Genomic DNA, 20,705 nt, shown 5'->3' with positions numbered 1-20,705 from the left:
GCAGTGCTGCTGATCCATCCATTCAAACTTGCTTTGTTGTAAAGGATACTCATGTCAATTCATGTGGCGCTGAATCATGTCACGTCTTACCACTATGACCGTGCAATCAATCTGGGGCCGCAAATCGTTCGCCTGCGTCCCGCACCACATTGCCGTACACGCATCCTGAGTTACTCGTTGCGTATCCTGCCAGAGCCGCATTTCATCAACTGGCAGCAAGATCCCCAGTCCAACTATCTGGCACGTTTAGTATTTCCGGAAAAAACCAGTCAATTTCGGATTGAGGTCGATCTGGTGGCCGAGATGTCGGTCATCAATCCCTTTGATTTTTTTCTGGAGCCTTATGCAGAGCAGGTTCCCTTCGATTACGCCAAGGAGCTGCTGAACGAGCTGGCACCGTACCGCAAGACCTTGCCGCTGACGCCGTTGTTCCAAAAATTTCTGGACGGTATTTCGCGCGAAAAGGCGACGACGGCCAATTTTCTGGTGGCACTGAACCAGAAGCTGGCGGATGCGATTGCCTACACGATCCGCATGGAACCCGGTGTGCAAACACCGGAGCAGACACTCAAACTGGGATCTGGATCCTGCCGTGACTCTTCCTGGCTGTTGGTGCAACTGTTGCGCCATCTTGGTCTGGCCGCACGCTTTGTATCGGGTTATCTGATTCAGTTGACGGCCGATCAGAAGTCGCTGGATGGCCCGTCGGGACCGGAAGCCGATTTCACCGACCTACATGCCTGGTGCGAAGTCTATTTGCCGGGCGCTGGCTGGGTCGGACTGGACCCGACCTCGGGCTTGTTTGCCGGAGAAGGGCATATCCCGCTGTCCTGCACACCTGAACCGTCCTCAGCAGCACCTGTCAGTGGCTTGGTGGATCCCTGCGAAGTTGAGTTTGAGCACGAGATGAGTGTCCTCCGGCTATGGGAAGCGCCACGCGTGACCAAGCCGTATACCGAAGCACAGTGGCAGCAGATTGAAGCGCTGGGACATCTGATCGATGGCGACCTGTCGGCAAACGATGTGCGTCTGACCATGGGTGGCGAGCCTACCTTCGTGGCGCTCGATCATCCCGATGAACCAGAGTGGAATACCGCTGCCATGGGGCCGACCAAAAAGCCCCTGGCAGCCGATCTGTATCACCGCATGCGTGACAAGTATGCAGAACACGGCTTGCCGCACTTTGGGCAGGGAAAATGGTACCCCGGAGAGCAGCTGCCGCGCTGGGCGCTTAATTGCTACTGGCGTCGCGATGGTCAGCCAATCTGGCATAACCGCGCATTGATCGGCGACGAGACCCGTGCCAATGTCAAGGATGATGCCATCGCTCAGCGCTTTCTCAAGGGAGTTGCGGGCTTGCTGGCGCTAGACGACAAATACGTTTTCCCGGCTTTTGAGGATGTCTTTTACTACCTCTGGCGCGAGCGCAGATTGCCGGGCAATGTTGATCCTTTCGACGCCCGGCTGGACGACAAGCAGGAGCGCGAACGTTTGATGCGGGTATTTACGCAGGGCCTCGACAAGGTCGCGGGTCATGTATTGCCGATTGCACGCCGGCCCGATGGACGCGGCTGGCAAAGTGGGCAATGGTTCCTGCGCAGCGAGCGCTGCTACCTCTATCCCGGCGACTCACCGCTGGGTTATCGCCTGCCGCTGGATTCTTTGCCCTGGGCGAAAGCGACCGATCATCCTATCGTTTATCCGGAAGATCCAACCCAGCAATTTGCAGCGTTGCCGACTGCTGCAGCGATTCGACATCAGGTCACGGAACGTTTTATCCGCGTCACAACAGCACCGGCCCGTGCCAGTGCTAACGCCGCGGCTACCGCTATGAGCACGGCTGTTTCAGGGCGTGCAGCTGGTAGAGCGGCTGGTCAGGTCCCCGCACCGTTCGAATCGGCTGCCGACATCACTCGTACCGCACTATGTGCCGAAGTCCGCAAGGGTGTGCTGTATCTGTTCATGCCCCCGTTGGCGAAGCTGGAAGACTATCTGGAACTGGTCGCAGCGATCGAGGCGACCGCCGAAGCGCTGAAGCAGCCGGTCATCATGGAAGGTTACGAGCCGCCATCAGATCCCCGCCTGCGCAAGTTCAGCGTGACACCCGATCCAGGCGTCATTGAAGTCAATATCCAGCCAGCCGGTAGCTGGAAAGAGCTGGTGGAGCAAACCACCCATCTGTATGAGGCAGCCAGAGAATCCCGTTTGACCACGGAAAAATTCATGCTCGACGGTCATCATTCTGGCACCGGTGGCGGTAATCATCTTGTGCTCGGTGGTGCCACCACGATGGATTCCCCCTTCTTGCGGCGTCCGGATTTGCTGCGCAGCCTGATCAGCTACTGGCACAACCATCCATCTCTGTCCTATCTGTTCTCGGGTATGTTCATCGGACCGACATCGCAGGCGCCGCGGATTGACGAGGCGCGCAATGACTCCACGGTCGAGATCGAACTGGCCTTTGCCGAGATGGAAAAACAACTGGAACATGGTGGTTGCGCGCCCTGGCTGGTGGATCGGCTGTTGCGCAATCTGCTCATCGATGTGACGGGGAACACGCACCGGGCCGAGTTTTGTATCGACAAACTGTATTCCCCAGACAGCGCCACAGGCCGTCTGGGGTTGCTGGAGCTACGTGCTTTTGAAATGCCACCGCATGCCCGGATGAGCCTGACCCAGCAATTGCTGCTGCGGGCATTGGTGGCGCGATTCTGGAAGACGCCGTATCAACCTCGGCGACTGGTGCGCTGGGGTACGGAGCTGCATGATCGCTTCTTGTTGCCGCATTTCATCTGGCAAGACTTCGAAGATGTCATTGACGATATGCAAGAGGCCGGTGTTGCGATACAGGCCAACTGGTTTGCGCCGCATTTCGAATTCCGTTTCCCCAAGATTGGCGACTTTGATGTCAAGGGTATGGAACTGGAACTGCGTACCGCACTTGAACCCTGGCATGTATTGGGCGAGGAGGGCAGTTCTGGCGGCACGGCACGTTACGTTGATTCTTCGCTGGAGCGGTTGCAGGTCAAGCTCAGTGGAATGGCATCTGACCGTTACGTACTCACTTGCAACGGTGTCGCGGTACCGTTGCAGGCGACCGGTGTGGTGGGGGAATTCGTCACCGGAGTGCGTTATCGCGCCTGGCAGCCGCCTTCGGCATTGCATCCGACCATCGGGATTGACTCGCCACTGACCTTCGATCTGGTGGATACGTGGAATGGTCGCAGTCTGGGCGGATGCCAGTATCACGTGGTGCATCCCGGCGGCCGTAACTACGACAGCTTCCCTGTGAATGCCTTCGAAGCTGAAAGCCGTCGTCTGGCGCGTTATTTCAGATTCAACCACACACCAGGAAAATTCGATATTAGCCCTGCCAGAGCATCAATCGAGTTTCCATTTACGTTAGACTTGCGGCATTACTGATCCAACAGGATCTGCGCATTCTGGCGCTACCTCTTCCGCGCTCTCTACTTGATGAGAAGTCGGGAGAGGTAGCATGCTTTCTGACGGATGTTTTCAATTTATGTACCAGCGCCTTCTGCAGAGTTATACCGCTGACGCCGACCGCTATGACGAGATGCTGGCGGCCGACGGAAGTTTGCGGCCGCATTGGCGCACGCTGATCGATCAACTCGAAAATCTGTCGCCGGATATGATGCGTCGACGCGCCGAGGAGGTACGTGACGCGATTGCATCAGACGGCATGACCTACAACGTCTACGCCGATCCGCAAGGCGCCAATCGGCCGTGGGAACTGGATTTGTTGCCGCAGATCGTGGCAGCCGACGAGTGGCGCATGCTGTCAACTGCCGTACAGCAACGGGCCCGTTTGCTCAATGCCGTGCTGACAGATTTGTATGGCGAGCAAACCTTGTTGGGCGAGGGTTTGCTGCCACCGGCACTGATCTTCGGACAACACGGATATCTATGGCCTTGCCGTGGCATTCAGCCACCAGGTGGTGTGCATCTGCATTTGTATGCGATTGATCTGGCACGTTCAGCCAACGGCAAATGGTGGGTGATTTCAGATCGGACACAAGGTCCATCCGGCGCCGGTTATGCACTGCAGAACCGGCAAATCATGACGCGCGCCTTGCCGGAAGCATTGCGCGATATGCATGTGCAGCCCTTGCTCAACTATTTCCATGCCTTACATCAATGCCTGACGCGGCTTGCGCCCACTCAAGGCGAGCAACCGTTAGTGGTATTGCTGACACCAGGACCGTATAACGAAACCTATTCCGAGCACGCCTTCCTGGCGCACACACTGGGCTTTCCTTTGGTCGAAGGGGTTGATCTCACAGTACGTGGCGAGATGGTCTATCTCAAGACCTTGACTGGCTTGCGTCGTGTGCACGCGATCATGCGCCGGCTCGATGATGATTATTGTGATCCGCTCGAGTTGCGCTCAGAGTCGGCCCTTGGGATTCCCGGTTTGACGCAGGCAGCACGCTCGGGCAATGTACTTATTGCCAATGCACTCGGCAGCGGGGTGCTGGAGTCGACTGCGCTGCATGGTTTTTTACCAGCGATCTGCCAGCGCATGCTGGGTGAGGAGCTAGCGCTACCTGCGGTGGCGTCTTGGTGGTGTGGCGAGAAACCTGCGCTCGACTATACGCTGGCCCATCTCGACGAACTGGTCATCATGCCAGCCTTTCCCTCGATGCGGATGCAGCCGGTATTTGGCCATACTTTGACCGGACATGCGCGGCGTCGTTTGCTGGAGAGCCTGCAATTGCAGCCGCATGCCTATGTCGCGCAGGAGTGGGTACGTCTGTCACAGGCGCCGGTGCTGTCACGTAGCGGTGAATATCGCCTGATGAATCGTACCGTCAGCTTGCGAGTGTTTGCGGTGGCCGATGGCAAGGGCGGGTATCAAGTCATGCCCGGTGGATTGACGCGGGTTGCGCCGCGGCAACGACGTGATGTGGTCTCGATGCAGCAGGGCGGCACCAGCAAGGATGTCTGGGTTTTGAATGAACGCATTGAACGCACGGAGCGTACTGAACGCGATGAAGATGCGGTTGGCAATCATTACGGGACGATGTCAGCGAATGTTGGCATGACCGATCCGATATCGCGTACCTCTGCATTGATCCGAACGACCGTCGACGTCTCTTCCCATGCTGGAGAAAACCTGTTCTGGATGGGGCGTTATGCCGAGCGTACCGACAATCTGGCCAGATTGCTCCGCACCACCCTGCAATGTACTACCGAGGGAGTGAGCGAGCAGCGCGGCATCCTCCGACATGTCAGCCAGATTTGCCGGCAATTGGGCATTTTGATGCCTAAATCGGAGCAAGCCCATCCTACGCTCACTGCTATGCAGCAGAGCTTGCAGGCAGCGGTTTCCGACCCTAGCGCGACGGTCAGTGTCGCGACGCATCTGCGCCATTTGCATCATTCCGGCTATCAGGTACGCGAACATCTTTCGCTCGACAATTGGCAGGCCCTCAACCGCATGCCAGCGATGGTGGCGGAACGATTGAATTCCCCGAGTGCGACCTTGCAGGTACTCAATAACGTGATACAGGCCTGTACCGGTTTGGCAGGACATGCACTGGACGATATGACGCGTGATGAAGGATGGCAGTTCTTGATGATCGGTCGCCACATCGAGCGCATGGTTCACCTTGCTTATCTGTTTGACCAGTTTCTGCAGCTTGAACCAGCGGCCCAGGACGGCGCACTGACCTGGTTGCTGGAGTCGTCGAGCAGTATCGTGACCTATCGCGTGCGCTATCGACGCAAGCCGGAATGGCTGCAGGTACTGCATCTGCTGATTTTTGATGTGAGCAATCCACACAGCATTGCGTATCAGTTCCGCATGCTGCAACATTATCTGGCTGATATTGCGCAGCAGCTTGGCATTTTGAGCATGAATATCCCAGCCCATCTCAGTCACCAGCTGGATGCTATTTCCTTGTCCGACCTGGTGCGGGATGCGCATGCCGCTCCTGCTGGTGCCGTTGCGGCCAATGCCCGCCTGATACAGTTGATGCGAGAGGCATCCAGTGCCGGCTACACACTCACTGATGATCTGGCCCGTCACTTTTTCACGCCACTCAGTGTGCCGGTCAGTCAGGGAGTATAGGGATGCGCATGGCCACTTATCACATCCTGCACGAGACGGTTTATCAATACTCGGTACCGGTACGTCTGTCGCATCAGGTCTTACGACTGACGCCACGCTTTTTGCCTTGGCAAACGTGTATTTCGCACACGATCAACATCGCGCCTTTGCCACAAAACGTGAATATTTATGTGGACAGTTTTGGTAATGCGCTGCAATCGTTTTCGCTGGATCAGGATCATGCCGGCCTGGAAGTACAGGCTGAATCCTGGGTTGAAATGGTGGAGCATCCACTGCCTGACATGACGCCGGGCTGGCAAGAGGTCGCTACCGCGCTGTCGTATCGTGCGGGACGGCATCTGTCGGATGAGATGCTGGATGCGTCGCGCTTTCTGTTTGAATCGCCGCACGTCAGAATCAAACGCGAATTCGCTGCCTATGCGGCCCAATGTTTTGCCCCGAATGCGACGCTGCTTGAGGGGATCGCTACGCTCATGCATCGCATCTTCAGCGAGTTCACCTTCGATCCGCATGCGACGACCGTATCGACGCCGGTCACGGAAGTGTTTGCCAACAAACGTGGGGTGTGTCAGGACTATGCGCACTTCATGCTGTCCTGCCTGCGCTCAATCGGTCTGGCGGCACGCTATGTCAGTGGTTACTTGCTGACCCAGCCACCGCCGGGTCAGGCCAGACTGATTGGCGCTGATGCTTCGCATGCCTGGGTCTCGGTGTATTGCCCCGGGCCTGACGGTGCACCGGGATGCTGGATTGATGCCGATCCCACCAATGATTTGTTCCCCGGGATCAGCCATATCACTCTGGGATGGGGGCGCGATTTTCTGGATATTTCTCCCTTGCGTGGCGTCCTGATCGGCGGCGGCCAGCAGACCATGGAGGTCGCTGTCACGGTCCGGCCAGCAGATGAATTGCCTGGTTTGCCGTTTGCACGCTGAATCTGGCGGCGGTATTGTTAGCCAAATTTACGATTGTCGTTACTGATATTTGGAAATGTCGCTTGCATGTACGCGGCTACTTGCTTTACCAGTGTGGCGGTGAGTGGCTTATCTTGCTCAAGTCCTGGTACATCTATTCTTAACTTAGTGAGTCGATCGTTAAGCAGGATGATGAAAATGTCTTTCGCTAACATTTCGTCGTCGGAATAGACCGGCTTCTCGGGCTTGCTTTGTTTAGTCGGAGATTCGATTCTGAGCTCCAGTTGGACATTCATGCTCGCCACTACAGTCGCCTTGAAATAGGCTTCCGACGCGTTATTAACGCCGTTCGCCTGATCAATATAAGAAAAGAACAAGTCTTCTCTGGATTTTTGGCTCATCGCTGTAAGGATCTCAAGATAGCTCGGAGGCTTCTCGAAGCGTACTTCATATCCCGTGCGGCTTTGCGTTATTGTAGTGGTCGGGTTGTCGTTGATTGAGAAATCAAAATTATTGAGTGCGTTGCGATTCAGATGGATGTCGGTATAGAAGGTTGAATAACTATTTTTACCTAATTGTGTCCAGATATCGCGGTCAACGTTTTCGGCAGCCTTGTCAATTTTCTTGGTATGTGTGGCGCGAATGTGAATATCTTTTCCCTCCGCAGCAGTGATGTCGAAGCGAGTTTCGCTTTCTCTTTCGTGTGCGTAAAACTTATCGCCCATCTCTTTTTCTATCATCTTTGTCATACGAATAAGTGGCAGCGCCAGAACGGACTGATTGGCAAAGTTAGAGATGGCGTATAGACCTTCATGATCCAATTTCCCATTCGAGGTCAATGCAGTCCTCAAATTCATCCTTGCGATTGAGAGCTCGGTACCCGGTTGCGAAATAATCTTGCCATTGATGACGTAGATGTTACGCGTCAGATCTTGTTCAAATAGTGGAGAAATCCGCTCTGCCTCCGCAGATGGCTGTGCCAAAGGACATGGTTTAGTTTGTTGCGAGTGGACGCAGTCTCTCAATTCATTGATCGCTATTTCGGGATCGATGTCCTCTTTTTTCTTGAATACAAACTGATTTTTATTAAAAAAAAGAGCTTTAGGCTGGCATGTAGTCATTCCGGTAGTAATGCTCTGCTGTGCTTGCGTCAAGTGATGCTCGGGATTCCATCTAATGGGGGACGGTGATGCCGATTTGACACATCTGGCAATCAGCTCAGGCTTCGCATTGCTTGCGGTACTGTCATCGTGAATTTTTGTCGTGTTCCTGGGAGTAAGGGAAGGTGGTTTATGACTAAGCAAAGAGAAGAGTTGCATAACGGCGAGTTAAAAAGTTATTTAAAAATAAAGACTTAAGCGTTTTCATTTTTTAAAATAGCATTTGCTAGCCATCGTGACTTTTAAAAAATACACCTGCGAATGCGGATGTAACTAATCGGGCTTTCGATTTGTTGTTATCCCGTTATCTTTATTCGTGGTACCCGGACTTTTATTGTCTTCTTACCAGCATGAGTAGATCGATCAAGGCATGCGGATATGGTCTATCCATGCCAGGGTGTCTTCATCCGGAGGGGCTGTCAGCAGGCTTGCAATGACCAGCGCCAACAAGCCAACGGGAATGCCGAATACACCGGCAGAGATTGGCGCAATGTGGAACCATTGATTGGCAACGGTGCCGCCGAATGCGGGATGGGTGTGCAGGATGTAATAAACGCACATCAGGAAGCCCGACAGAATACCGGCAATAGCGCCGGTCCGATTGGCCCGCTTCCAGAAAATTCCCAACACCAATGCCGGAAACAATGTCGACCCAGCAAGTGAAAACGCGACACCGACCATGGAGAGAATATCGCCTGGTTTCAATGAAGCTGCATAGGCAGCCAATAAGGCCACCACCAGCAACAGCAGCTTGGAGATGGTTACGCGCTTCTGGGTTGAGGCAGTGGGATCGACGACCTTGTAATACACATCGTGCGACAAGGCATTGGAAATGGTCAGTAAGAGACCATCAGCGGTTGATAAAGCTGCAGCCAGTCCACCGGCGGCGACCAGCCCGGAAATAACATAGGGCAGACCCGCAATCTCAGGTGTGGCAAGTACGATGATGTCACCGTCAAGCGAGATCTCGCCAAGTTGCACGATATGGTCATGATTGAGATCAGTGATGCTGACCAGCGGATTGACTTTGTCGATATTGGCCCAGTAATAGACCCAGTCGGGCAGGTGCGCGTAATTGCTGCCGACCAGCGAGGTATAGATATCGTATTTCACCAGAATGGTCAGCGCCGGTACGGTGATGTAGATCAGCATGATGAAGAACAGTGTCCAGAATACCGATTTGCGCGTCTCCTGCACACTGGGCGTGGTGTAGTAACGCATCAGAATATGCGGTAGAGCAGCGGTGCCTATCATCAGACAAAATACCAGCGCCATGAAGTTGTTGCGTTTGATCTCGATGCTGGCGTCGTCCTTGCCCGGGAAGGGTTCAGTCTGAGAGGCCGGGACCTGTGCGCGCGCGAGATTGCTGGCCTTTGCCTCCTGCCAGCGTCGTTCGGCCTCATCTGCGGACTTGGGATAACTGCTCAGCGCCCTACTGGCACTCTTGATATCTGCCAGCGAGGCATTGCTGTCGCGACGGATTTCTTCAACATGATGTTGCGCTTCGAGGCGGCCGTCTTCCCATGAACGCGGCAGATTCTTCAGCTTCTGATCAAAATCCTCAGCACGTGACTGGAAGATGCCGCGGACCTGCTGTTCCTTCGGGTCGTTATTGATGCGCTCTTCGACAGCATTGAGTTTTGGCATGATCGAGCCATACGCCACCTGCGGCACTGGCACACTGGTGTGCTTGGCGGAAAGCCAGATGACGGGGATCAGGTAGGCAAACAGGATGATGATGTATTGGGCGACCTGGGTCCAGGTAATGGCGCGCATGCCTCCCAGAAACGAGCACACCAGAATACTGGCCAATCCGAGGAAGATGCCGATTGAAAAATCGATGCCGGTAAAACGCGAGGTAATCAAGCCCACACCATAGATCTGCGCGACCACATAGGTGAACGAAATAATGATGGTGGCAATCACCGTCAGGATGCGGACAAAGTTGCCTCCGTAGCGCTCGGCCATGAAGTCGGCAAGGGTGTATTGCCCAAACTTGCGCAGATAAGGAGCGATCAGCAACGCCACCAGACAATAACCACCGGTCCAGCCCATGATGTAGGCCAGACCATCAAAGCCTTGCAGATAAAGTCCACCGGCCAGACTGATGAAGGTGGCTGCCGAGATCCAGTCGGCAGCAGTCGCCATGCCATTGAACAGAGCAGGAACCCGGCGACCGGCGACGTAATACTCGGGCACGTCCGAAGTGCGACAGACCACGCCAATGCCGGCATAAAGCGCAATGGTGACCAGCATGAACAGGTAGCCGATCCATGCCCGCGGCATGCCTTCTCGCTCCAGCATGGCCAGTACCAGCAGGAACAGGATGAAGCACAGCGTGTACCAGGCGTAGTAGCCCACCAGCCGCCGGAAAAAGCTCTTATTCTCCATGTGTTTGCTCAATGTCTGGATGTAACCGTCGCTCCAGGCGACCCATGATGACGGTGTACAGGACGACGATCAGGAGGTAGAGCAGCATGATTCCTTGCGCTGCCAGATAAAATGAAACTGGCCAGCCAAAGAGATGAAACCGATCCAGCTCTCTGGCAAAAAAGATGGTGCCGAAGGTCATCACAAACCACACCAGTAGCAGACCCAGTGTCAGGCGCTGGGTTTTCTGCCAATAGCTGTTTGTCGATAGCGTTGGCGCAGTTGCTACTGCATCTGTTTTGTTAGCTGCAATAACTGGATTAGCGGCATCAGATAAATCGTGTTTGCTCATATCAACCAATATCCTCGATGAAATACTGGCGTGCAGCCAATTTCAGTGTCACGCGGAATAGGCTACCCGGTGCTTTCGGGTCGAGACTGCGTGGGTTATTACTGATGTCGACGCTGGCACCGTGCTGCAGAGCGATTTCCCGCACGATGGCCAGACCCAGACCGCTGCCAGCGGTATGTGTACCCAACACACGATAGAAGCGTTCGAAGACATGTTCGCGCTCTGCAAGGGCGATCCCGGGGCCGGTATCCTCAACTTCCAGAAACGCCAATCCGGCTAGTTCATCGGTGCTGGCACGTACGGTGACGCTACCTTGCGGTGGTGTGTAATGCAGCGCGTTGTCGAGCAGGTTGTTGAGCATCTCGCGCAGCATGATGGCGTTCCCGGAAATCATGATGGGATGCCCTGGTTGCTCGAAGCCAAGATCAATGCGTTGGGTGAAGGACATTGGTACCCAGTCTTGCACCACGGTACGCGCTAGTTCAGAAAGTTCGACTGGCGCGAAAGGAGCGGTTGCCGATGTCTGGTTCTCGGCCCGGGCCAGCGACAAGAGTTGATTGATCAGCCGGGTTGCCGATTCGGAGCTCTTGGATAATTGTTCCAGTGAGCGATGGATGTCGCTCTGGTCGGTTTGACGTAGTGCCAGTTCTGATTGCATACGCATACCCGCCAATGGCGTCTTCATCTGATGTGCGGCGTCCGCGATGAAGCGTTTCTGCAAGGCGATGGTCTGCGACAGTCTGGCCAGCATGTCATTGAGAGAGCGTACCAGCGGCGATATTTCTTCTGGTACCTGGCCAGAATCAATCGGACTCAGGTCATCAGGACGACGTGCGCGTATGCGTTGCTGCAACTCAGACAATGGAGATAATCCGCGCGACAGGGCGAACCAGACCAGACCCAGCGCAATCGGCAGGATGATGAATTGCGGCAGAATCACCCCCTTGATGATTTCATTGGCCAGATGGGCACGCTTTTCACGGGTTTCGCCCACTTGTACGGTTGCCAGTCTTTGCTGCTGCGGGCGCATCGAACGTGGCTCTGGCGGTGGTTTCAGATCAACCTGCAAATAGGCAATACGCACATCACTGCCATGCACGATATCGTTGCGAAATTGCACGGTGCCAACCGGAGGTTTGTCTTCATCAGGTGGCGGCGCTGGCAGATCACGGTCCCCCTCGATGAATTCTCCGCGCGGACCCGTGACCTGATAGTAGATGTTGTCGATGTCATCGGCGCGGAGCAAGTCGCGTGCTGGCACTGGTAAATGGACGACAGTTTTGCCATTGACCTCGGTCACCTGCTGCGCCAGCACCGTGACACTGTCTTCCAGTGCACGATCAAACGGCTGGTTGGCGATCGATTGGGCAATCAGATAGGTGATGGCGATACTCATTGGCCAGAGCAATAGCAACGGCGCCAGCATCCAGTCGAGGATTTCGCCGAACAGCGAGCGTTGTATGCGCTCTTCTGGCTGGGTCGCGATGGCCGCACGGCGCTTGCTTTTGTTTTTGCCGCGAGGCGCATCAGCGTCGTTTGGATGCCGCGGATCGTTTTCGGTGGCGACGGGGATATCGAAGGAATCAGGCATGCGCGCCGCCTGGTGCAATCACGATCTCAAGGATTACCGGTGGCACTGATACCGACGCCGGGTAAAGACTCCGGCAGCTTCTCCAGGCAGTAGCCGAGGCCACGAACGGTGGCAATGCGAATGCCGCCGACCTCAATTTTTTTGCGCAGGCGGTGGACATAGACTTCGATCGCATTATTGCTGACTTCCTCGCCCCATTCGCATAGATGATCGACCAGTTGTTCCTTGGATACCAGTCGTCCGGTACGTTGTAATAATACTTCCAGCAAGCCGAGTTCGCGTGCAGAGAGATCAAGCATCTGCTCGCCAATATAAGCGATACGTCCAACCTGATCGTAGCATAGTGAACCGTGGCGAATCACCGTTGGCCCGCCACCGGCACCACGTCGGGTCAGTGCCCGCACGCGCGCCTCAAGCTCTGACAGCGCAAATGGTTTTGCCATGTAATCATCGGCACCCAGATCAAGTCCTTGTACCCGTTGTTCGACTGAATCGGCGGCAGTCAGAATCAATACCGGCAGATGAGAGTTGCGCGCCCGCAGCCTTCTTAATACTTCCAGGCCGGACATCTTGGGCAGGCCAAGATCCAGGATCAATAAATCAAAGTCCTGTGTCGAGAGCGCTGAATCAGCCTCTACGCCATTCTTGACGCAATCCGTTGCATACCCAGAATGACGCAACGAGCGAGTCAGGCCATCGGCGAGAACACTGTCATCTTCAGCGAGCAGAATACGCATAGTCTCAAACCACACCGGTAGCCGGTGTTGTCTCCCTTTTTTGTTGAAGTGTTACGATATTTTCGATGATGATCCACTAAAAATTTGCCCATTGCAATGCATAACAAGGGCTTGCTTGCGGAATGAGAAACAACGGTTGATTTTGCTTAAGCTCTTGAAATATCAGCTAAACTGCCGCATCTTTCAGAAGGATTGCTATAATTTCTTCGTATTTTTTTGCCTGATCACCGTTTTCATGAAGCGTTTGCTTGTTCTGTTCCTGATGTGCGTTCTGCCGCTGCAAGTATTTGCAGGGGTGGTGTCGTCGCGCGCAGCGCAGTTACAGCAGACCCCAGTGTTGCTGCAAATGCAACATGCTGGTGCTGCTCATGAAGATCATCACGGAGACCAACAGAAGCAAGCGCCTCTTGACGATAACGCTGGTATTGCCGGTGTCGATGACGAAGATTTTTCTTATCATGCCAGTATTGGTGATGAGCCAGTGCTGGTCACAGCATTGATGTTTGTTGCCGAGTCAGCCCGTCTGGCGCCTGCCTTGCGCAGTGATCCAGAGATTCAACCTCCCTTCCTTCCGCCTGCGGGGCGCCCACCGCGGGGCTGATCCTTTCATTGCCGCTGGCGGCACGTTCCGATACGACTGTATTCGCTCTCGACTTGACGAGAGCGTGTTACGACCAGTTCCAAGGTCGTAGTGACTTGTCGCCACTGGCTTGAGTTTCTCCTTACTTTTGATTTTTCGGTGGATGCGACCGACTTCGCATCACATTCCCTTTCTGGAGATAGTATGAAAAAAGCATTTGTCGCGTTGCTGGTAGCAGCGCTGACCTTGTCCGCAGGTATTGGCTCAGTAGAAGCCAAACGCCTGGGCGGTGGCGGTTCCTTTGGCAAACAGTCGTCCAGCGCCAGCCGGCAGGCGCAAAGCCCGATGCAGCAAAATCAGGCTGCTGCCGCTAAACCGGCAGCTCCCGCAGCTGGCCCGGCTGCTGCGCCCAAACCTAGTCCATGGAAGGGCATACTCGGTGGTGCCTTGCTCGGACTGGGACTGGGTGCGTTGTTATCCCACTTTGGTCTGGGTGGTGCTATGGCCAGCATGATCAGCACACTATTGATGGTGGCGTTGCTGGCTTTTGCAGCGATGTTCATTTATCGCATGTTCCGTCGCAAGTCTGAAGGCCAGGCGTCTTCCGCACGTCCGGCCTATGCTGCAGCCAACGACGTCAATGCAACGCCGGCGATAGGCTCGGCACTGCCATCGGAGTTTGCTCCCAAGGCCTTGCAGGAAAATGCCTTCGGCAATGCGCCGCAGGCGACTGGTGCCGGACCAATGACAAGCGTTCAGAGCAGTTACGGTATTCCTGCTGATTTTGACAGCATCAGTTTCGTGCGCAATGCCAAGACCTATTTCATTCGTCTGCAGGCGGCGTGGGACAAGGGCGATGCCAGCGATATCCGTGACTTCACGACACCGGAAATGTATGGCGAGATCAGGCTGCAATTACAGGAGCGTGGAGGTGAGTCCAACTTTACCGACGTGATCTCACTGGACGCGGAGATGTTAGGCGTAGAAACCGTCGGAAATGATTATGTTGCCAGCCTCAAGTTCTTTGGCTTTATCAAGGAAGATCCGAAGGCATCGCCGACACAATTCAACGAAATCTGGAATCTCAGCAAACCAGTTTCTGGTAGCAGTGGTTGGGTGCTGGCGGGGATTCAACAAGTGGCATGCGTTGCTGAGTAAGGATAATCGTCTGCCTGTGCGGACGATCTGATGTGGGCCGGGTTCTGTTGCGAACAGACCCGGCTTTTTTATGCAGATAACACGGCATGTTCAATCACGCTGCAGATACAAAAACACCCCAAATTTTGGAGATTAATCCAAATCTTGGGGTGTGATCCAACCAGGAAGCCTGGTTGAGCAGCTTGCGTGCCGAAGGGGAATTACTTCGCTTCTGCGCCGCCAGCTGGTGTTTCCGCTTCTACCTTGCCAGCTGGAACAGCTGCAGTAGCAACGGTCAGGTTTTCCTGGCTCACTGCAGTCACGCCGTTTGGCAGCTTCAGATCGGCCAGGTGGATCGAGTGACCAGCTTCCAGTGCGGACAGGTCAACAGAGACGAACTCTGGCAGGTCCTTAGGCAGGCAAGAGATATCCAGTTCGGTCAGCACGTGGCTGATGACAGCCGACGATTGCTTCACTGCTGGGGATACGTCAGCATTGACGAAGTGCAGAGGCACCTTGACGTGGATCTTTTGCGAGGCGTCAACACGTTGGAAGTCAACGTGCAAAACCAGTTGCTTGTACGCGTGGACCTGGAAGTCGCGCAGCAGAACTTGTTCAACCTTGCCTTCGATTTCGAGGTCGAGGATCGACGAGTGGAATGCTTCTTTCTTCAGCGCGTGGTACAGCGCGTTGTGGTCCAGAGCAATGTTCAAAGGGGCAGCAGTGCCACCGTAGACGATTGCTGGTGTTTGACCCGCATTGCGCAGGCGGCGGCTCGCTCCGGTCCCCTGTTCTTTGCGTGGAAATGCGATAACTTTCATTTTAAGCTCCAATGGATGCGGGACTTTCGTCTCGCGTTAAAAATCCCCCGCGACCAGGGGATTCAAGAATTCTTTGCTGATGTTGTACATCGGCAAAGAATGAAACTGAGAATATTTTATTCGGCAAACAGCGACATCACCGAGTCACCCTTGCTGATACGCTTGAAAGTTTCGGCCAGCAGGCTGGCGCAGGTGAGCTGACGGATCTTGCCGCAGGCTTTCGCTTCTGGCGACAGTGGAATCGTGTCTGTCACGACCAGTTCATCCAGCGGAGAATTGGCAATGCGGTCCAGCGCCGGTCCCGACAGGACTGGGTGAGTACAGTAGGCGACGACCTTCTTGGCACCGCGTTCCTTGAGAACTTCAGCTGCCTTGGTCAGCGTGCCGGCGGTGTCGACCATGTCATCCATAATCACGCAATTGCGACCTTCAACTTCACCGATGATATTCATCACTTCGGATACGTTGGCTTTTGGACGACGCTTGTCGATGATTGCCAGATCACAGCTCAGACGTTTGGCCAGCGCACGGGCGCGTACTACACCGCCGACGTCAGGCGAAACAACCAGCAGATCATCGTAATTCTTGCTGACCAGATCGCCCAGCAGAATTGGTGATGCATAAATGTTGTCGACAGGAATGTCGAAGAAGCCCTGAATCTGGTCGGCGTGCAGATCCATGATCAAGACACGTTCAACACCGGCTTCCTGCAGCATGTTTGCCACAACCTTGGCAGAAATCGCTACTCGCGCCGAGCGTGGGCGTCGATCCTGGCGGGCATAACCGTAGTAGGGAATCGCAGCGGTAATTCGACCGGCAGACGCGCGCTTGAGCGCATCAACCATGATCATGATTTCCATTAGGTTGTCATTGGTCGGAGCACAAGTTGACTGCAGCACGAAGACGTCCTTGCCGCGCACATTTTCGTTGATCTCGACCATGACTTCGCCGTCGGAGAACTTCGAAACATTGGCCTTGCCCAGAGGGATACCTAGTTTTTCGACGACGCCTTGTGCCAGTTCCGGATTGGCGCTGCCAGTAAAAACCATCAGGTTTTCGTATGCCATTTGGGTATCCCTGAATGCAATCGTTAAAAAGTCGAAAAGCCGACAATGCTGGACTTGGGTAGTCTCGCGTTGGCGGCTTATTCTTTTGGTCGGACGTCATGGTCCAAAATTAATGGCAGGGGAACAAGGATTCGAACCTTGGAATGCCGGAATCAAAATCCGGTGCCTTAACCAGCTTGGCGATTCCCCTACGCAATCTGCTGCTTGCCGTTATCTTGTTAGTGGTATAGGCCACTTAAAAAACAACGTCAAACCAATTCTTTGACTACGTACTCAGTAAATGATTGAGCGGATGTTTTTGCATCGCCCTGGCTTTCCATGCTTTCCAGTGAGAGGGCATTAACGCTAACACCTCTTGTGCTTTTTGCTCATGTTCAAAAGAACAGAATACACATGAGCCGGAACCTGTCATTCTAGCATTTCCGAAAGTTTTTAGCCATTTTATGGCTTGATTAACCTCAGGGAATTGCTGTGCAGCCACCACTTCTAAGTCGTTTTTTCCGAAGCTCTTATCGAGAAGATTTTGTGCATCAGGAAAGTCCGTTATTCTGATTGCTTTCGTATCTCTTGTCAACTCTTTCGATGAAAATATTGTTGCGGTAGGAATTGAGACGCCGGGTTCGATAACAACAAACCAGCATTGAGGTGTCTCCAGCGCGGCTAACTCCTCTCCCACACCCTCTGCAAATGCATTTTGTCCAAAAATGAAGAAGGGCACATCGGCACCTAATTGCAACCCTAACGTCATTAATTGAACGCGTGACAATCCTGTTTCCCACAAATGATTGAGTGCGATCAGTGTGGTTGCGGCATCCGAAGAGCCACCTCCCAGCCCCCCCCCCATTGGCAACTGCTTGCGAATGGTGATGTCTGCACCCAAATCGTGCTTGCCCGCTACCTGTTGCAGCAGTGAGGCGGCACGTACCACCAGATCGCTCTCGGCGGGGACGCCAGCAATCTCGTTTGTGCGACAGATGCGACCATCTTTGCGGACATTGAAGTCGAGATAGTCGCAGTGATCGATCAGCTGAAACGCGGTTTGCAGCAAATGATAACCGTCCGGGCGGCGGCCGGTAACATGCAGGAACAGGTTCAGTTTGGCCGGGGCAGGGCAGTTGGACAGGCTTGCTGGCATGGCTTTTTGTAAGGAGGTGTGTTTCAGGCCGTTGCTGACATCTTCTTGAAAGCGTCGTGCATTGGTGGGCCAGGTTGGTTTGGTGCTTTTTTACTGCGTATTGGCAGGCGGATCGCTGGTTTGCCAATCGGAGATCACGATACGTATCGATACCAGGCCAGCCTGCTCAGTCTGCCGCGTCAGATCAATACGTCTGGGGCGATTGCGCCCGATGTTCGCGGCCTCATCCTGCCAGTCGACATAGCTGAGTGCCCAGCCATCCTGGGTGGCAAAGCGGGTGGTTTCGGTGTTTGGGTGCGCCACAAAAGGGGAACCGTCATTGGCTTTTCCAAAACCTTGCAGCCAATCGCGCAAGCCAGATACCGGCAACGGCCAGCCCAACGCCTGCGATACAAGCACATCGACATCGTTGGCCATGATTGGGGATTTGCCTGATTGCGTCAAGACGGCTTCGCCTGGCTTACTGTCAATGACTGCCAATGTCTGTCCGAGTGGCGACAGAAGGCTCAGGATAATATGGTCGTTCTGCTGGTCCCAGGTAAAGCTACCATGTAGCGACTGCGGCTGATTGTTCAGTGAATACTGTATCGACAATCTGCCGCTGAGCGCAATCGTGTCATGGTAGTGGCGCTCGACAGGTGGTCCTTGCTCCATTGTGGTCTCGTGGTGCATGGTTGCACACCCTGCCAGCAAGAGGCCTAGCGCGACGACAGCGCTATAGCGGTTAAAGCGGCAGGGCAAGAGAGGGGCAAGCGAAAGCAAGTGGGGCCTTATAATTTCACGTTGAGGCGAGTCAATGTGCTCTTCAGTACATCATTCTGAGGATCCTTGGCTTGTGCATCCCGCCATAATTGTTTGGCTTCAGTTTGCTTGCCGCTGACCCAGAGAACCTCGCCCAGATGAACACCAATTTCAGGATCAGCCTTTAGGCCGTACGCACGACGCAGCTGTTTCTCAGCTTCGGCAAAATTGCCCAGGCGATATTGTGCCCAGCCAAGACTATCTGTGATGAATGGATCATTGGGAGCCAGTTCTAACGCCTTCTGGATCAGAGTCAGCGCTTCCGGTAGTCGGATATTGCGGTCAGCCAGGGAGTAGCCGAGCGCATTGTAAGCATGCTGGCTGTTTGGCACGATCTGGATGATCTTGCGCAACGCGCCTTCCATGGTTGAATAGCTGCCAATCTTGTCAGCGGCCATCGCGTAGTCGTAGAGCAGATCTACGCTGTCAGGAAAGCTCTTGACGCCTGCTTCCAGAATATCGGCGGCTTCCTGATTGCGACCTGCATCACGCAGGATCTGCGCTTCCCCCAGAATCAGCTGTTGCTGGTCATGGTCGTTGCTCGCGTCAGCCTGTGCCTGCTCCAGCACCTTGCGAGCACCATTGATGTCGCCGCGCTTGGCGAGTAATTGGCCACGTCGGATCTGCGCGCTGATGTACGCATCACCCGGTTCAATCTGTTCCAGCCACTTCAGTGCGCCGGGGATGTCATTGCGCTCTTCTGCGATTTGCGACAGAAGTAATAACGCCTGGGTCGGGTCGTGCTCGTCTTCCTGGTCAGCAGCCAATAACTCCAGATAATGTTTCAGATAGGTTTCTGCTGGGCCCAGATGATTGGTTTGTACATTCAGGATACCCAGCGCGAACAATGTTGCCTGATCGTCCGGGTTGTCCTTGAGCAGTTTCAGAAATTGATCGCTGGCAGCTTCAAACTGCTTTTGCTCTACCAGGCCGCGGGCGTATGCAATCCTTACTTCACGCGCATCAGGATATTTTTTCAGAAAATCTGCCACCAGTTTCATGGCACGGTCCGGATCCGGGGTGACTTGTGCGAGTGTCAGGATTGCCAATTCCGAATCTGGTTTGATACTCAGTGCCTGATTCGCTTCGGCCTGAGCACGAACAGAGTCGCGATTGGTAAATGCGCTTTGCGCCAGCGCCAGGTGGCTTTCCATCAAGGTCGAATAGGGCGATGTCAGCTGTTCCAGCATGGTGAAGGCAGCAGTCTTATCACGGGCGCGATTGAGAAGGCGCTGGATTTGCAGGATCAATGGCCCGACCGTTTCGGGCGATGCCTGCGCCAGTCGCTGCGCCAGCAAGGGCTGAATTTCGCTGATGTTGTCACTCAACATCACCAGGCTGAGGTAGTTTTGCAGCGCTTCATCGGAGTGCGGGGCCAGTTCGCTCCACAGACGCACTGCCGACAAAGCTTCAGCCGGGCGTCGTGCAGCCAGTGCAATTTCAGCAGCACGTCTGGCCAGCCTAGGATCACGGGTTTGCTGAGCATCACTCAGCAAGATTGTGTAGGGGCCCTGCCATTGGCCACGCTGGAAACCGATTTCGGCACGCATGATGTCGTAGAACAGATCGGCGCTAAGATCCACTGCAGGTAGCGGATCTTCCACTACCGCCACTGGCGCCGCAGGCAGTTTGGCGGCTGGCGGCACCTTTTCCAGCGTCGGCTTGGGGCTCGGTAGACTGGCATCGGCGTCATTCTCGCTGGGTTGCCGCAGGCTTGCACACGCGGAGAGCATGACGGAGAGCGTTACAATGGCGAGAGTTTTTTTCAAGGCAAATCCTGAATAATCGGGCAAGTTTCAATTTTACGCCCAAGACTGGTTTTCTTGGTGTAAGTGAGTGTAAACCATCACGTCCTGAATCTGCCGGACGTAACTGCACTATGATAGCGTCCGGCGGGTTTTGTTCGTTTCCCGGCAAGCGTCGGCACGCCGTCAACGCGCCTGACT

At 54.5% G+C, this 20,705-nt stretch carries 15 protein-coding genes and 1 tRNA gene; 5 read left to right on the top strand and 11 right to left on the bottom strand.

The features are described from left to right. Positions 1-51 precede the first annotated feature (51 nt). The 3 genes from FHW66_RS10275 (at position 52) to FHW66_RS10265 (ending at position 7,029) form a co-directional block, all read left to right on the top strand. Positions 52-3,423: a DUF2126 domain-containing protein gene (locus tag FHW66_RS10275; RefSeq protein ID WP_183379702.1), complete on the top strand. Its 3,372-nt coding sequence runs from the start codon at positions 52-54 to the stop codon at positions 3,421-3,423. A 100-nt stretch (positions 3,424-3,523) separates the two neighbouring features. After that, the gene (locus tag FHW66_RS10270) at positions 3,524-6,094 is read left to right on the top strand and encodes a circularly permuted type 2 ATP-grasp protein (protein WP_183379701.1); all 2,571 of its coding nucleotides are present in this window, start codon (positions 3,524-3,526) and stop codon (positions 6,092-6,094) included. An 8-nt stretch (positions 6,095-6,102) separates the two neighbouring features. Continuing rightward, positions 6,103-7,029 (top strand): transglutaminase family protein, encoded by a 927-nt coding sequence (locus tag FHW66_RS10265; protein ID WP_183379700.1) that lies wholly within the window; start codon positions 6,103-6,105, stop codon positions 7,027-7,029. Positions 7,030-7,046: 17 nt separating this feature from the next. Here FHW66_RS10265 and FHW66_RS10260 read toward each other — a convergent pair whose 3' ends face one another. From FHW66_RS10260 to FHW66_RS10240, 5 genes are all read right to left on the bottom strand, one after another. Further along, positions 7,047-8,162 carry a hypothetical protein gene (locus tag FHW66_RS10260; RefSeq protein ID WP_183379699.1) on the bottom strand — a complete coding sequence of 372 codons (1,116 nt, stop codon included), beginning with the start codon at positions 8,160-8,162 and terminating at the stop codon, positions 7,047-7,049. Between the two features lie 369 nt (positions 8,163-8,531). Beyond that, positions 8,532-10,559, bottom strand: coding sequence for a sodium:solute symporter family protein (locus FHW66_RS10255; protein WP_183379698.1), 2,028 nt, complete (start codon positions 10,557-10,559; stop codon positions 8,532-8,534). Continuing rightward, a complete protein-coding gene (locus FHW66_RS10250) occupies positions 10,549-10,890 on the bottom strand; it encodes a DUF4212 domain-containing protein (RefSeq protein WP_183379697.1) in 342 nt (113 codons plus the stop codon). The genes FHW66_RS10255 and FHW66_RS10250 overlap by 11 nt, the downstream gene beginning before the upstream one ends. 1 nt (position 10,891) lies before the next feature. Then, complete coding sequence (locus FHW66_RS10245; RefSeq protein ID WP_183379696.1) at positions 10,892-12,481, bottom strand: sensor histidine kinase; 1,590 nt, start codon at positions 12,479-12,481, stop codon at positions 10,892-10,894. A gap of 26 nt (positions 12,482-12,507) precedes the next feature. After that, positions 12,508-13,218, bottom strand: coding sequence for a response regulator transcription factor (locus FHW66_RS10240; RefSeq protein WP_183379695.1), 711 nt, complete (start codon positions 13,216-13,218; stop codon positions 12,508-12,510). A 235-nt stretch (positions 13,219-13,453) separates the two neighbouring features. On the opposite strand from FHW66_RS10240, the gene FHW66_RS10235 reads away from it, so the two are divergent. Next, entirely contained in the window at positions 13,454-13,819 is a 366-nt protein-coding gene (locus FHW66_RS10235) for a hypothetical protein (protein WP_183379694.1), read from the top strand. A 183-nt stretch (positions 13,820-14,002) separates the two neighbouring features. Continuing rightward, a complete protein-coding gene (locus FHW66_RS10230) occupies positions 14,003-14,956 on the top strand; it encodes a Tim44 domain-containing protein (protein ID WP_183379693.1) in 954 nt (317 codons plus the stop codon). A gap of 200 nt (positions 14,957-15,156) precedes the next feature. Here the strand turns inward: FHW66_RS10230 and FHW66_RS10225 are convergent, their stop codons facing one another. From FHW66_RS10225 to FHW66_RS10200, 6 genes are all read right to left on the bottom strand, one after another. Beyond that, on the bottom strand, positions 15,157-15,756 hold the full coding sequence (locus FHW66_RS10225) for a 50S ribosomal protein L25/general stress protein Ctc (protein ID WP_183379692.1): 600 nt from the start codon (positions 15,754-15,756) through the stop codon (positions 15,157-15,159). A gap of 116 nt (positions 15,757-15,872) precedes the next feature. Continuing rightward, positions 15,873-16,823: a ribose-phosphate pyrophosphokinase gene (locus tag FHW66_RS10220; RefSeq protein WP_183379691.1), complete on the bottom strand. Its 951-nt coding sequence runs from the start codon at positions 16,821-16,823 to the stop codon at positions 15,873-15,875. Between the two features lie 113 nt (positions 16,824-16,936). Continuing rightward, positions 16,937-17,013 (bottom strand) — tRNA-Gln (locus FHW66_RS10215). Positions 17,014-17,088: 75 nt separating this feature from the next. Then, entirely contained in the window at positions 17,089-17,958 is an 870-nt protein-coding gene (gene ispE, locus FHW66_RS10210; protein ID WP_183379690.1) for a 4-(cytidine 5'-diphospho)-2-C-methyl-D-erythritol kinase, read from the bottom strand. Positions 17,959-18,048: 90 nt separating this feature from the next. Next, positions 18,049-18,699: a lipoprotein insertase outer membrane protein LolB gene (lolB, locus tag FHW66_RS10205; protein WP_183379896.1), complete on the bottom strand. Its 651-nt coding sequence runs from the start codon at positions 18,697-18,699 to the stop codon at positions 18,049-18,051. 29 nt (positions 18,700-18,728) lie between these two features. Beyond that, positions 18,729-20,528: a tetratricopeptide repeat protein gene (locus FHW66_RS10200; RefSeq protein ID WP_255458917.1), complete on the bottom strand. Its 1,800-nt coding sequence runs from the start codon at positions 20,526-20,528 to the stop codon at positions 18,729-18,731. Between the last annotated feature and the right edge of the window lie 177 nt (positions 20,529-20,705).

The organism is Herbaspirillum sp. Sphag64 (genome assembly GCF_014192645.1).
Classification (GTDB): domain Bacteria; phylum Pseudomonadota; class Gammaproteobacteria; order Burkholderiales; family Burkholderiaceae_D; genus Herbaspirillum.
The sequence above is the reverse complement of the archived record's forward strand: the minus strand, read 5'-3'. Positions and strand labels throughout refer to the sequence as shown.